This window comes from Pseudomonas sp. MWU349, from assembly GCF_017947325.1.
Taxonomy (GTDB): domain Bacteria; phylum Pseudomonadota; class Gammaproteobacteria; order Pseudomonadales; family Pseudomonadaceae; genus Aquipseudomonas; species Aquipseudomonas protegens.
This window is the reverse complement of the sequence record NZ_JAFEVP010000002.1, coordinates 918,904-930,728: the sequence shown is the minus strand read 5'-3', so window position 1 is coordinate 930,728 and position 11,825 is coordinate 918,904. Positions and strand designations below refer to the sequence as shown.

The window sequence follows — 11,825 nt, the reverse complement described above, 5'->3', positions numbered from 1 at the left end:
TCAGGAGTCCTTCTGCTTGGTGCCGAAGATCTTGTCACCGGCATCACCCAGGCCAGGAATGATGTAGCCATGCTCGTTGAGCTTCTGATCGATGGACGCGGTGTAGATGGTCACGTCCGGGTGCGCCTGCTCGACGGCGGCGATGCCCTCGGGGGCGGCCACCAGGACCATGGCGCGGATGTCACGGCAGCCGGCCTTTTTCAACAGGTCGATGGTGGCGACCATGGAACTGCCGGTGGCCAGCATCGGGTCGATGATCATCGCCAGGCGCTCGTCGATTTCCGGTACCAGTTTTTCCAGGTAGGTGTGGGCCTGCAGGGTTTCCTCGTTGCGGGCCACGCCCACGGCGCTGACCTTGGCGCCCGGGATCAGGCTCAGCACGCCTTCGAGCATGCCGATGCCGGCACGCAGGATCGGTACCACGGTAATCTTCTTGCCGGCGATCTTCTCGACCTGGACAGGGCCGCACCAGCCTGGAATCTCGTAGCTTTCCAGGGGCAGGTCTTTGGTGGCTTCGTACGTCAGCAGGGCACCGACTTCCTGAGCGAGCTCGCGAAAGTTCTTCGTGCTAATGTCTGCGCGGCGCATAAGGCCAAGTTTGTGTCGGATCAGCGGATGGCGGATCTCACGGATGGGCATAGGGAAAGGCTCCGGCGGCGGGCAAAAAAAACGGCCTAGATTAATCTATCCGGGGTTGTTGTCCTATAGACATAAAGTACGTTAGTCCAGAAACGCTTGATCTGACCGGGCCGGATGCGTACCTTTGCCCGCTTTTCCGAAACTGTCACCCCCTTGGAGAGCGCCATGTCCGCTGATCTCGAGCATATCCGTCAAATCATGCGCGAGGCTGACTGCCTGTACACCGAAGCTGAAGTCGAGGCGGCCATCGCCCGGGTCGGTGCACAAATCACTGAAGAACTGGCTGAGCGCAATCCGGTGGTGTTCTGCGTCATGAACGGTGGCCTGATCTTCGCGGGCAAGCTGCTGACCCACCTGCGCTTTCCCCTGGAAGCCTCTTACCTGCACGCTACCCGCTACCGCAACGAAACCAGCGGCGGCGAGCTGTTCTGGAAGTCCAAGCCGGAAGTCTCCTTTATCGACCGCGACGTGCTGATCATCGACGACATCCTCGATGAGGGGCACACCCTGGGCGCGATCATCGACTTCTGCAAACACGCCGGTGCCCGCGCCGTGCATACCGCGGTGCTGATCGACAAGGAGCACGATCGCAAGGCCCGTCCGGACCTCAAGGCCGACTACATGGGCCTGCCTTGCGTGGACCGCTACGTGTTTGGCTACGGCATGGACTACAAGGGCTACTGGCGTAACGCTGCTGGCATCTATGCCGTCAAAGGGATGTAAGCGATGACCGGGCCGAGCTTTCTCGATCAAGCGTTGTTCAGCGACCTGGCTGAGAAAGCCGCGGCCAACCCCCGCGGTCGTCAGCACCACAACTTTCATGCCATGGAAGAGCCTTGCCACCGCATGGCGGTGGGGCTGCAACCCTCCACTTATGTTCCGCCGCATCGCCACCTGAGCGCTGACAAGGCCGAGACCCTGCTGGTGCTCAAGGGTCGCCTGGGCGTGCTGATTTTCGATGACGCGGGCCAGGTCCAGGGCAAGCGGGTGCTGCAGGCCGGCGGCGACTGCGTCGGTGTGGACTTGCCGGCCGGGGTTTTCCACGGCCTGGTGGTGCTGGAGCCCGACAGCCTGATGTTCGAATGCAAGGCCGGTCCTTATCGTCCGGTGGGCGAGGGTGAGCAGGCCAGTTGGGCGCCCCGTGAAGGCGAGCCCGGCGTGGCCGAATACCAGGCCTGGATGCGCGCCCAGTTCGACTGAACAGGCCCGCGCCCGTGACAGCGGCCTACCGTCGGTAACGGTGCAAGATTTGCGGTAAAAACCCGTGCTAGAGTGCTCGGCCCTTGTCTGGAGCCTGTCATGAGCCTGTTGATTCGCAGTAGCGCGGCCCTTCTATTGTGCTTGAGCCTGCCCCTGGCCGCCGCCCCGGCCCCCTTGCACGGGCAATTTCTGCCGCCTGATGACCTGACTCTGCGCGACTCGGTCCCTGAACAGCAGCAGCTGTTGCAGGTCACCGAGTACTCGGTGGTGATCGGCAGTCAGCGCCAATCGAACCAGCAACCGATTCCCGTGACTTCGCCGGTGTGGGTGCGGCTCAAGGGCAAGCCGCTGAACAAGGGCGCCACCATCAGCCAGGTGCTGGTGAATTTCGACGGTGAGAGCAAAAGCCTGAAAAAGCCGCAGTTCGATGCCAAGACCCGGACCCTGACCCTGTATTACCCGCTGGCCCAGTACCGTGCGGTGATGGACCTGTTGCGCAACGACACGGTGTATTGCCAGTTCCTCAGCTATGCCAACGGGCACATCTGGGCTGACCTGCACACCGGCAGCGTGCGTTCGCGTTGAGGCCATATGCGGGCTGGGGGTAAACTGCCCGCCCCGTGAAATGTCTGCGAGCTGGAGTCGGCAATGCGTAAAGATAAGAAACAAGTGATTGGTGACGAGATCAGCGACGAGCAGATCAAGTTGTTCCTCGATTTCGAGCCGGTCGATGCGACTTCGCCGTCCCTGCACAAGCTGATCAAGGCCTATCGTGGCCTGCGCATCGATGATTTCGAACGTTTCCTGACCTTCTTCGTCGATGCCGGTTTCGATCTGGATGGCAAGGATGAGCACGGCCAGACGTTCGTCGACCTGATCCGCGATCAGCGCAACGCCGCCGACTACATCGAGCTGATGGACAACGCCCGCGGCTGATCTTCCCGCCTGGCATAAAAAAACGCCCCGTCCTGCGAAGGACGGGGCGTTTTTCATTCAGCACGGATCAGGCGCAGCTTTCGGTTTCCTTACTTGGCTCGACCAGCTCCAGGCTCAGGTTGTTTTCGCTGTTGATCTGGTGGTACAGCGTTGCGTCGGTTTCCAGGACCTTTTCCCGTGCCGGGAAGATTTCCTTGAGCTTGGCAGCCCATTCGCCGCTGGCCTTGGCCGGGAAGCAGCGCTCGATCAGCTCCAGCATGATCGAAACGGTCACCGAGGCACCTGGCGAGGCGCCGAGCAGGGCGGCCAGAGAGCCGTCCTTGGCGGCCACCAGTTCGGTACCGAACTGCAGGATGCCGCCTTTCTTCGGATCCTTCTTGATGATCTGCACCCGCTGGCCGGCCACTTCCAGGCGCCAGTCCTCGGCCTTGGCCTCGGGGTAGAAGCGGCGCAGGGATTCCAGGCGCTGCTCCATGGACTGCATGACTTCGCTGACCAGGTACTTGGTCAGGTCCATGTTGTCCCGGGCCACGGCCAGCATCGGGCCGATGTTGCTGGCGCGTACCGACATCGGCAGGTCCAGGAACGAGCCGTGCTTGAGGAACTTGGTGGTGAAGCCGGCATAAGGCCCGAACAGCAGGGACTTCTTGCCTTCGACCACGCGGGTGTCCAGGTGCGGCACGGACATCGGTGGCGAACCCACGGCCGCCTGGCTGTAGACCTTGGCCTGGTGCTGCTTGACCACTTCCGGGTTGTCGCAACGCAGCCATTGGCCGCTCACCGGGAAACCGCCGAAGCCCTTGCTTTCCTCGATGCCCGAGGCCTGCAGCAGGGGCAGGGCCGCGCCACCGGCGCCGAGGAACACGAACTTGGCGTCGACTTCGCGGGTAGTGCCGCTGTTGACGTCCTTGATGCTCACGGTCCAGCCGTTGGCCTTGTTGCGCTTGAGGCCGGTGACGCGCTTGCAGTACTTGACCTGGGCATCGGGAGCGCTGGTCAGGTGCTTGAGCAACTGGTTGGTCAGGGCGCCGAAGTTGACGTCGGTACCGTTGAGCACGCGAGTGGCGGCGATGGTTTCGTCCGCTGGGCGGCCCGGCATCATCAGCGGCATCCACTCGGCCATCTTGGCCTTGTCTTCGGTGTATTCCATGTCCGCGAAGGCATGGTGCTGGCTCAGTACTTCAAAGCGCTTCTTGAGGAAGGAAACGCCTTTTTCGCCCTGTACGAAGCTCAGGTGCGGCACGGGGCTGATGAAGGACTTGGACGAGCCGAAGGTGCCTTTCTTGGTCAGGTAGGACCAGAACTGCTTCGACACCTCGAACTGGGTGTTTATGTGCACGGCTTTCTTGATGTCGATGCTGCCATCGGCGGCCTGTGGCGTGTAGTTAAGCTCACAGAGGCCGGCATGGCCGGTACCGGCGTTGTTCCACGGGTTGGAACTTTCCGCGGCACCCGAATCCATCAGCTCGACGACTTCCAGCTTGATCGCGGGGTCGAGCTCTTTGAGCAGTACAGCAAGGGTGGCACTCATGATGCCGGCCCCGACCAATACGACGTCTACTGCTTCGTTATGCGCCATTAACGCGTCTCCAAAATCTGCAGCACCAAATTGACGGCATGGCTGCCAGGAGTGACGGGGCGGTTCACGTAATGCCCCAGGTTACCCATGGCCAGGATCGCCATGTCCGAATCTTCGCAATTTTTTGCAACTACCACGGACGCTGCCAACCGGGCCTCAAGGTGCGTATGAACGCATCTCGGGGAGCCTCGGGCAATTCGACTTATGGTCGATACATCCGCTCGTGCAACCAAATCCGTCAGCGGACAGGCTTCAAGCACCAGTTCTTGAGGAGTGCTCGGTCCTGTGTAATCGGGCTGTTGTAGAGGCCAATGGTGCCAGTTCAGACGCAAAACTATTCATTTGCTCGCCACACTCTTGTGAAGTTGTGAAAACCCGTTTTTTCACGCTCTTTTGAAGACGTGAACCTCAAAAAAGGGCTGCCTCAGCCTGGCACCTGGCCCGCGCGGTGATGCCGGCAAAGGATGCGGGCACGACGGGCAAACAGCTTTAAGTGGCCGAGCAACGGCAGCTCTGCAGTTTCGCGAAAAGTGGAGGTTTGCAAGGTGAACAGCAAGCACGCCAGCTTCACTCGAACTGTGTGGGCGGCTCTCTGTGGGCGGTGCGGGGTGCCAAAGCAGTGGCATTGGCGGTACTGCGAGGCCCGATCAGGAGACGTCCTTATAATCGGGGGGAGATTGTAACGAAGAAATGCGCAGAAATGATCCTGTTTCGCGACTTTTATTAGGCTTTTGGTCAGGCGGCCAGTATCGGTTGCACCCGGGAGCGAGCGCAGCGCGGGCTGACCCGGGCGCTGGCGGGCAGCGGCTGGTGCAACCAGTTCAGGCGAATTTCCTGGATTTCCACCCAGCCATCGCCTACCGGGGCCAGCAGGCAGTGCTTGAAGGCCTGGCAACGTCCCTGGCTGTCCAGCAGGGCGAAACTGCGAAACTGTTGACGCGGGGCGAACAGGGAGCGGAGGAAGTTCATGACCAGGTACCTGAATGTGTCATTGACGATAAGAATGCCCTTGAGCCGTTACATCATGATGTATTGCCAGTGAACGGCAGGTTACAGGAACCCGGTTGTACGGGACCTGTCTGAGTCTTCACTAAGTCATGCCTGGCGCTGGTTTGGCGTCCTTGTACACCGCTATACTGCGGGCCTGTTTGTGCCTGATTCCTGGAGAGATGAGCATGTTGCAACGCCTGTTGTTCGGTTTGATCACTGTGACCAGCCTGTCGCTGGTGGGTTGCGCCCACAGCCCGCAACAACTCAGCCCGGAGCCCAAGCTCACAGCCCAGCTGGCGCCTGTTGGCCATGGCCAGCCGGTGGTGGTGAAAGTGGTTGATGGACGTCCCTCGCCAACCCTGGGCACCCGTGGTGGCCTGTACCCGGAAACCAGTGCCATCACCGTGCAGAGCGCGCAGATCCTGCCCAAGCTGCAGGCCCAGGCCGAAGCGGCAGTGCGCCTGCTGGGCTTTACCCCGACCGCCGGTGGTACCAACGCCCCTCAGTTGACCGTGACCCTGGCCGAGCTCAAGTACCAGTCGCCTAAAGAAGGCCTATACGTGACCGAAGCCACCATCGGTGCCACCTTCCGCTCGGATGTGCAGAACGCCAACCGTCGTTACAGCGGCCGTTACGGTGCTTCCCTGGACCAGCGTTTCGGCATGGCGCCGAACCAGGACACCAACACCAAGCTGGTGGGTGATGTGCTCAGCGATGCCTTGACCCGTCTGTTCAAGGATCCGACCGTGGGCCAGATCCTCGGCGAGTAACTGGCGCCTGGCCGGGGGCTGAGCCCTGGCCCAGCAACGAAAAAGCCCGGCTGCCTGATGGCACGCCGGGCTTTTTTATGGGCGCGGATCAGGCCGCCTCGACGTAGAAGTCCAGCATGCTGACGCCCGTCAGCAGGTCTGTTTCCGGCAGGTCCGCGTGCTGGTGCCCGCCCAGGGCGCAATACACCAGCCAGTGCCGGTCCTGCACGTTGAAGGCCAGGGCGCCCACCAGCGCCTGCTGTTCTTCACTGGGGGCGATCAGGTAAAGGCGGTCCTGGTTTTCGGCGTGCAGCATGACAAGCTCCGTGGGTTTCGAGGGGCGACAGACTGGCTTGTTTAGATGACGAAAAGATGACGCTTTAAATTAATGGACCGGCGTCTCGTTACTGGTCGGAAAGCCCCCCGCATTTTGTCGGGGATTGAGTAGAATCCGCGCCGCGGGTGCAGTCGACGGCCCGTATACGGCTTTCCTCCGAGGTTCATGATGTCGCTGCAACTGATCTGGTCGATGTTCAACGCCCATCCCGCCAAACTGATCAACCTGCTTGCCCTGCTGTTCGCCTGCCCAGGCAGCTGGCTGCTGCACGCCACCCGCCGTCGTGAGCTGCGGGCCCTGGCCAATCTGGCCGTGCAAAGCGAGGGACGGGCGGTGGATCAGCCGCTGCTGATGCTGGATCCCGCAACCTTGCGCATCAATAGGTTTTTCTACCGCTTCGGCTTTGCCTGCCTTGGCCTGGCGTTGCTGGTGTCCTGGATCAGCACCCGGTTCTGATCAACCCCCAGGTTGCAGAAACGACAACGGCGCCCGCAGGCGCCGTTGTGCTTTTCAGTCCTGCCGTTACAGCGCCAGACCGGCCTTGACCCGATACTGGTTGCGCACCGGATTGGCGTATTGCAGTACCAGGTACGGCCGGTGTTCTGCCGGGCAGGCATCCAGCCGACGCTGCCATTCCTGCTCGGCCTTGGCCAGTTCCTGGGCCGGGAAGACCTCGGCGGCCGTTGGCACCTGCAGTTGCGGATCGGCATCGCTCCACTGGGCATAGGCCAGGTAGTGCACCGGGAACAGGCGGTAGCCGCCGAGGATCTGCCGGTCCATTTCCATGGCCAGTTGCTTGGTGTCCTCGAAGGATTCGCTGATGGGCGCGGCGAAGTTCACGTGGACCCGGCCTTTATAGCCGGTGATGCCCTTGGCGATGCTCACGTCATCCTCGCCTGGTGCCTTGGTATAGGTGCCGGTGGTGGCGCGGATGTACAGCTCGCGAGCCTTGGCCTGGTCGCAGGGGTCGTATTCGTAGCTGATGGATACCGGCGTCAGGTTCAACGACTGGATAACCTCGCCGAACGGTTCGTCCTTGCGGCTCATGTGGAACATCTTGAGGATCGCCGACTCGGTGCGATCGTCTCCATCCTTGGCCCGGCCTTCGGCCTGGGCGATCCAGATCGACTGGCCGTCGTTGCGGATCGAATGGTTGATATAGGCCGACAGCAGCTGGTAGGCCGCGAGCTTTTCCCGGCGACCGCTGATGGAGCGGTGCACGATGAAACTCTTGTTCAGGCGCATCAGGTCGCTGACAAACGGCTTCTGCAGCAGGTTGTCGCCAATGGCGATGCGGGGCGTCGGCAGGCCGGCATGGTACACCGCGTAGTTGACGAAGGCCGGGTCCATGACGATGTCGCGGTGGTTGGCCAGGAACACATAGGCGGTGCCCGACTTGAACTGCTCGACGCCGGTGTAGGTCACGCCGTCGGTGGCCCGCTCGATGGTGTGGTCGACGTAGAACTCGACCTTGTCCTGCAGGGTGGCCACCGAAGTGACCCCGGCAAACTCACGGCGCAGGCGGTGAGCGATCAAGGGTTTGAGCAGCCAGCCGAAAGTCTTGGCAAAACGCGGGAAGCGAAAGTGGGTGAGGATATCTAGAAACGCCTTGTCGCCGAGCAGCCGGGCCAGCACCGCTGGTACTTCGCTGTCGTGGTAAGGTCGGATGGCATCGAATTCGCCCATCATGCTCTCTTGTTAGAAACGGCTAGGGTAAGAAAAGGTTCGGATCGAAAAAAGCCGGGCACGGTCTGAAAATTCAGCTCAAACAAAAAAAGCCCTGCAAATAGACCGGCGATTATACGCATAAGTCACTCTGGAGACGGCGATGCTGGAAACCGACCATTATCAGTGCCCTTACTGTGGCGAACAGGCGGAGGCGGTGCTGGACCTGTCTGGCGGCGACCAGACCTATATCGAAGACTGCCCGGTGTGCTGCCGGCCCATTGTATTCACCCTGCAAACCGACGGTCGGGAATGGATGCTCGACGTTCACAGTGAAAACGACTGAATGGGGAGTAGCCCTTATGCAGCGCATCTACGAGCCGGAAAACCTCCTGGAAGGCGAGTTGCTCCAGTGCATGCTGGCCAGCGAGGGGATCGAGGCCCATCTGCAGGGCCGCGATCTGTTGGGCGGGGCAGGGGAGTTGCCGCTGTTCGGGCTGCTGGGGCTGTCGGTGGAAAACCACCAGGCGCAACAGGCGCGAGAGCTGATCGCTGCGTACAATGCGGCCCTGCCGTTGCCCTTTGATGAACCGGACAATTTTGCCGGGGTGCTGGTCTGTTAGGCTGAGCGCCGATTTGCCGAGAGTTGTATTGCCCCATGTGTGGACGTTATGCCCTGTTTCGCTGGAACCCCGCGTTTGCCGCCTTGCCGGGATTTCCCGCCGACCAGAAGGCGCAGTGGAACATCTCGCCCAATGATTCGGTGCTGATCCAACGCGCGGAAAACGGCCAGTGCACCCTGGCCCGGGCCCGCTGGGGGCTGACACCGCCGTGGCTCACGGACCTTTCCCGGACGCCCGCCCATGCCCGGGCGGAAACCCTGGCGGAGCAGCCGATGTTTCGCCAGGCCTTTCGCGAGCGGCGCTGCCTGCTGCCGGCCAATGGTTTCTACGAATGGCGCGGCGGCACCCGCAAGCGCCCCTACTGGCTGACGCCGGGGGAAGGTTCGTCGATCTTTTTTGCTGCGATCTGGGAGGCTTACCCGGTGCAGGAACAGGTCTGGCTGAGCACTGCCGTGGTAACCCAGGCAGCTTCCAATCTGCGTCGCCCGTTGATCCTCGATGCCGCCGGCCAGCAAGCCTGGCTCGATCCCGAGACCCCCTTGCATGCCCTGCAAGCCTTGCTGGCCAGCCCGCCGGCAGCCTTGCGCGAGCGGGTCCTGGCCAACCTGGTCAATGACCCCAAGCTCAACGGCCCCGAGTGCCTGACCCCAGCCTGAAGCATCGACTGCAGGAGCTGGCTGTAGGAGCTCGCTTGCCAGCGAAGAGGCCTGTTGCCCAAGCCAGGATCGCTTTCGCCGGCAAGCCGGCTCCTACAGGTCCGTGATTAGACCTTGAACTGATTGATCAGGCGTCGTTGCTGTTCCGCCAGCTTGGTCAGCCCGGCGCTGGCCGCACTGGATTCATCGGCGCCGCCGGCCACTTCATTGGCCACCTGGCCGATATTGATCACATTGCGGTTGATGTCCTCGGCCACCGCGCTCTGCTCCTCGGCGGCGCTGGCGATCTGGGTGTTCATGTCGTTGATCACCGACACCGCCTGGGTGATGGTTTCCAGGGCCTGGGCGGCCTTGGCCGCGTGTTCCACGCTCTGGTCGGTCTTGTGCTGGCTGTCCTCCATCACCCGCACCACTTCCCGGGTGCCCTGTTGCAGTTGCTGGATCATCGACTGGATTTCTTCGGTGGCCTGCTGGGTTTTCTGCGCCAGGTTGCGCACTTCATCGGCAACCACCGCAAAGCCCCTGCCTTGCTCGCCGGCCCGGGCCGCCTCGATTGCCGCGTTAAGCGCCAGCAGGTTGGTCTGCTCGGCAATCCCGCGAATGGCGATGAGGATGGCGTTGATGTTCTCGCTGTCCTTGGCCAGGGTCTGCACCACGCCCACCGCACGGCCGATTTCCTCGGCCAGGGCGCCGATGGCGCTGGAGGTGTCGCGCACGATCTGCATGCCTTGGCTGGCGGCCTGGTCGGCGTGGCTGGCGGCTTGCGCGGCCTGGGTGGCATTGCGCGCGACGTCCTGGGCGGTGGCGGTCATTTCGTGCACCGCGGTGGCTACCTGATCGATTTCAACCATTTGCTTGTGCACGCCCTGGTTGGTGCGAATGGCGATGTCTGCGGTGTGTTCCGAAGAATCGCTGACGCTCTGAACCGAGGTCACCACTTGGCTGATCATCGCCTGCAGCTTGGCCAAAAAGGTGTTGAAGCCTTTGGCGATGGAGCCCAGCTCGTCAGCGCGATCACTGGTCAGGCGTCGGGTCAGGTCGCCTTCGCCCTGAGCGATGTCGTCGAGCATTGCCACCATCTGTCGCAGCGGCCGGGCAATGCCGTGGCCCACCAGCCAGATCACCAGCAAGCCGAGACCGGCAATCACTAGCCCGACCATGGCCATGCCGAAGGTGTCGGCCTTGCGTTGTTCAGCCAGGTCACCTTGCAGTTTGTCGAGGTCGGCCATCACCGCGCTCAGCGGCAGTTGCAGCATCAGGGTCCAGTGCGCATCGGTCTGGCCGATGCCGAAGGGCAGGTACAGGCTGATGGTGCCGTCGGCCTGGTCGACGTCATAGGTCACTTCGCCGCGCTTGAGGCTGGACAGCTTGGTCACTGCGTCACTGCTGAGCACGTCGCTGACTTTTTCACCGAACTTGCTCGAGTCCTTGGTATAGGCGACCAGGCGACCGTTACCGCCGATCAGCGCCATGTGCCCGGCGCCGCCGTAGAGCTTCTGGTTGGCGCCCACCAGCATGTCCTGGATGAAGTTCACTGACAGGTCGGCCCCCACGATGCCCTGAAACTTGCCGTTGAGCAGGATCGGCTGAATAAAGGAGGCCAGCATCACCACCTTGTCGCCGACCTTGTAGGGAGCGGGGTCGATGGCGCAAGGCTTGAGGCTGTCCTGGGAGCAGAGGTAGTACTCGCTGGTGCGCACGCCGGTGGAAAGCAGGGTCCGATCATTGACGTCGGCCAGTTTGTCCAGGCCCAGGCTGCCGTCTTCGTTGCGGAACCACCAGGGCAGGAAACGCCCGTTGGCCGCATCGATACCCACCACCGAGGTGCCTACGTAGGCAGCGTCGTTATGGTCGATGGCGCCGGGTTCCCAGCCAATGTAGGCACCGAGGATCTTCGGGTTCTGGGTGACGTTTTCCTTGATCAGGGCAATCAGTTGTTCACGGCTCAGGCTCAGCCCGGCATGGCCTTGCGAGTCCTGGGTGCCCATCAGCGCATTGACCCGCACCAGGCCGCCGGCGATCAGCAGGGGCGCTTCCAGTTCGCGCTGGATCTGGCTGACCTGGGTCTGCGCCAGGCCGCTCAGGCGTTGTTCGATGACTTGCTCGAACTGGGCCTGGGTACGGTCTTGCACCATCTGCTGGGTCCTGGCCCCGGAGAACAGGGCATACAGCACCAGGGCTGCAACCACGCTGAGAACGATGGCTCCGGCCAGGGCGGCGACGGAAAACTGGATCGACTTGAACTTCATAGAGGCTCCGGGCGCAGGAATTTAGGTCTGCCGAGCTGTATCGGCCGCTGCAGCGCTGGCCATTAGCCTTACACGGAAAAATGACTGTTTCAGGGAGGTTGATGTCGTTCTTGACGAAGCTGTGGGGGGAACCCCGGGCGAGATTTGCGGGAGGAATGAATGTTTCCTGTAGGGCAGATATGTATCTGAAATGCGACCGATT

Annotated in this window: 15 protein-coding genes; 9 read left to right on the top strand and 6 right to left on the bottom strand. The window is 61.7% G+C overall.

Features of this window, described 5'->3' with window-relative positions:
• On the bottom strand, window positions 1–639 hold the full coding sequence (gene upp, locus KCG88_RS11555) for a uracil phosphoribosyltransferase (RefSeq protein WP_011063386.1): 639 nt from the start codon (window positions 637–639) through the stop codon (window positions 1–3).
• A gap of 165 nt (window positions 640–804) precedes the next feature.
• On the opposite strand from upp, the gene KCG88_RS11550 reads away from it, so the two are divergent.
• The 4 genes from KCG88_RS11550 to KCG88_RS11535 all read left to right on the top strand — a co-directional run bounded on the left by KCG88_RS11550 (window position 805) and on the right by KCG88_RS11535 (window position 2,775).
• Entirely contained in the window at window positions 805–1,362 is a 558-nt protein-coding gene (locus tag KCG88_RS11550; protein ID WP_047285504.1) for a hypoxanthine-guanine phosphoribosyltransferase, read from the top strand.
• Window positions 1,363–1,365: 3 nt separating this feature from the next.
• A complete protein-coding gene (locus KCG88_RS11545) occupies window positions 1,366–1,839 on the top strand; it encodes a WbuC family cupin fold metalloprotein (RefSeq protein WP_047285314.1) in 474 nt (157 codons plus the stop codon).
• Between the two features lie 99 nt (window positions 1,840–1,938).
• Window positions 1,939–2,424: a hypothetical protein gene (locus KCG88_RS11540; RefSeq protein ID WP_210712393.1), complete on the top strand. Its 486-nt coding sequence runs from the start codon at window positions 1,939–1,941 to the stop codon at window positions 2,422–2,424.
• 63 nt (window positions 2,425–2,487) lie between these two features.
• Window positions 2,488–2,775: a PA4642 family protein gene (locus KCG88_RS11535; protein WP_047285311.1), complete on the top strand. Its 288-nt coding sequence runs from the start codon at window positions 2,488–2,490 to the stop codon at window positions 2,773–2,775.
• 67 nt (window positions 2,776–2,842) lie between these two features.
• Here the strand turns inward: KCG88_RS11535 and mqo are convergent, their stop codons facing one another.
• Together mqo and KCG88_RS11525 are read right to left on the bottom strand one after the other, a co-directional pair.
• Window positions 2,843–4,354, bottom strand: a complete 1,512-nt coding sequence (mqo, locus tag KCG88_RS11530; RefSeq protein ID WP_047285309.1) for a malate dehydrogenase (quinone) — start codon at window positions 4,352–4,354, stop codon at window positions 2,843–2,845.
• Window positions 4,355–5,089: 735 nt separating this feature from the next.
• Entirely contained in the window at window positions 5,090–5,323 is a 234-nt protein-coding gene (locus KCG88_RS11525) for a hypothetical protein (RefSeq protein ID WP_047285308.1), read from the bottom strand.
• Between the two features lie 206 nt (window positions 5,324–5,529).
• On the opposite strand from KCG88_RS11525, the gene KCG88_RS11520 reads away from it, so the two are divergent.
• Window positions 5,530–6,114 (top strand): YajG family lipoprotein, encoded by a 585-nt coding sequence (locus tag KCG88_RS11520; protein ID WP_047285306.1) that lies wholly within the window; start codon window positions 5,530–5,532, stop codon window positions 6,112–6,114.
• 88 nt (window positions 6,115–6,202) lie between these two features.
• Here the strand turns inward: KCG88_RS11520 and KCG88_RS11515 are convergent, their stop codons facing one another.
• Entirely contained in the window at window positions 6,203–6,409 is a 207-nt protein-coding gene (locus tag KCG88_RS11515) for a hypothetical protein (protein WP_011063378.1), read from the bottom strand.
• 189 nt (window positions 6,410–6,598) lie between these two features.
• Between KCG88_RS11515 and KCG88_RS11510 the strand changes: the two genes are divergently transcribed.
• Window positions 6,599–6,886 (top strand): hypothetical protein, encoded by a 288-nt coding sequence (locus KCG88_RS11510; RefSeq protein WP_015636955.1) that lies wholly within the window; start codon window positions 6,599–6,601, stop codon window positions 6,884–6,886.
• Window positions 6,887–6,952: 66 nt separating this feature from the next.
• Here KCG88_RS11510 and KCG88_RS11505 read toward each other — a convergent pair whose 3' ends face one another.
• Window positions 6,953–8,119: a 1-acyl-sn-glycerol-3-phosphate acyltransferase gene (locus tag KCG88_RS11505; RefSeq protein ID WP_015636954.1), complete on the bottom strand. Its 1,167-nt coding sequence runs from the start codon at window positions 8,117–8,119 to the stop codon at window positions 6,953–6,955.
• A 139-nt stretch (window positions 8,120–8,258) separates the two neighbouring features.
• On the opposite strand from KCG88_RS11505, the gene KCG88_RS11500 reads away from it, so the two are divergent.
• From KCG88_RS11500 to KCG88_RS11490, 3 genes are read left to right on the top strand one after another with little or no spacing between them, the layout of a single operon-like run.
• The gene (locus tag KCG88_RS11500) at window positions 8,259–8,441 is read left to right on the top strand and encodes a CPXCG motif-containing cysteine-rich protein (protein WP_011063375.1); all 183 of its coding nucleotides are present in this window, start codon (window positions 8,259–8,261) and stop codon (window positions 8,439–8,441) included.
• Window positions 8,442–8,457: 16 nt separating this feature from the next.
• The gene (locus KCG88_RS11495) at window positions 8,458–8,718 is read left to right on the top strand and encodes a DUF2007 domain-containing protein (RefSeq protein WP_011063374.1); all 261 of its coding nucleotides are present in this window, start codon (window positions 8,458–8,460) and stop codon (window positions 8,716–8,718) included.
• Window positions 8,719–8,753: 35 nt separating this feature from the next.
• The gene (locus tag KCG88_RS11490; RefSeq protein ID WP_047285304.1) at window positions 8,754–9,374 is read left to right on the top strand and encodes an SOS response-associated peptidase; all 621 of its coding nucleotides are present in this window, start codon (window positions 8,754–8,756) and stop codon (window positions 9,372–9,374) included.
• 107 nt (window positions 9,375–9,481) lie between these two features.
• On the opposite strand, the gene KCG88_RS11485 is transcribed toward KCG88_RS11490, so the two are convergent.
• Complete coding sequence (locus KCG88_RS11485) at window positions 9,482–11,623, bottom strand: methyl-accepting chemotaxis protein (protein ID WP_210712392.1); 2,142 nt, start codon at window positions 11,621–11,623, stop codon at window positions 9,482–9,484.
• Between the last annotated feature and the right edge of the window lie 202 nt (window positions 11,624–11,825).

Coding starts and splice junctions, on each gene's coding strand:
- KCG88_RS11505 (WP_015636954.1), bottom strand. CDS start 8,119: ATGATGGGCGAATTCGATGCCATCCGACCTTACCACGACAGCGAAGTA.
- KCG88_RS11520 (WP_047285306.1), top strand. CDS start 5,530: ATGTTGCAACGCCTGTTGTTCGGTTTGATCACTGTGACCAGCCTGTCG.
- KCG88_RS11485 (WP_210712392.1), bottom strand. CDS start 11,623: ATGAAGTTCAAGTCGATCCAGTTTTCCGTCGCCGCCCTGGCCGGAGCC.
- KCG88_RS11550 (WP_047285504.1), top strand. CDS start 805: ATGTCCGCTGATCTCGAGCATATCCGTCAAATCATGCGCGAGGCTGAC.
- KCG88_RS11490 (WP_047285304.1), top strand. CDS start 8,754: ATGTGTGGACGTTATGCCCTGTTTCGCTGGAACCCCGCGTTTGCCGCC.
- KCG88_RS11515 (WP_011063378.1), bottom strand. CDS start 6,409: ATGCTGCACGCCGAAAACCAGGACCGCCTTTACCTGATCGCCCCCAGT.
- KCG88_RS11500 (WP_011063375.1), top strand. CDS start 8,259: ATGCTGGAAACCGACCATTATCAGTGCCCTTACTGTGGCGAACAGGCG.
- KCG88_RS11545 (WP_047285314.1), top strand. CDS start 1,366: ATGACCGGGCCGAGCTTTCTCGATCAAGCGTTGTTCAGCGACCTGGCT.
- KCG88_RS11535 (WP_047285311.1), top strand. CDS start 2,488: ATGCGTAAAGATAAGAAACAAGTGATTGGTGACGAGATCAGCGACGAG.
- KCG88_RS11525 (WP_047285308.1), bottom strand. CDS start 5,323: ATGAACTTCCTCCGCTCCCTGTTCGCCCCGCGTCAACAGTTTCGCAGT.
- KCG88_RS11510 (WP_015636955.1), top strand. CDS start 6,599: ATGTCGCTGCAACTGATCTGGTCGATGTTCAACGCCCATCCCGCCAAA.
- KCG88_RS11540 (WP_210712393.1), top strand. CDS start 1,939: ATGAGCCTGTTGATTCGCAGTAGCGCGGCCCTTCTATTGTGCTTGAGC.
- upp (WP_011063386.1), bottom strand. CDS start 639: ATGCCCATCCGTGAGATCCGCCATCCGCTGATCCGACACAAACTTGGC.
- KCG88_RS11495 (WP_011063374.1), top strand. CDS start 8,458: ATGCAGCGCATCTACGAGCCGGAAAACCTCCTGGAAGGCGAGTTGCTC.
- mqo (WP_047285309.1), bottom strand. CDS start 4,354: ATGGCGCATAACGAAGCAGTAGACGTCGTATTGGTCGGGGCCGGCATC.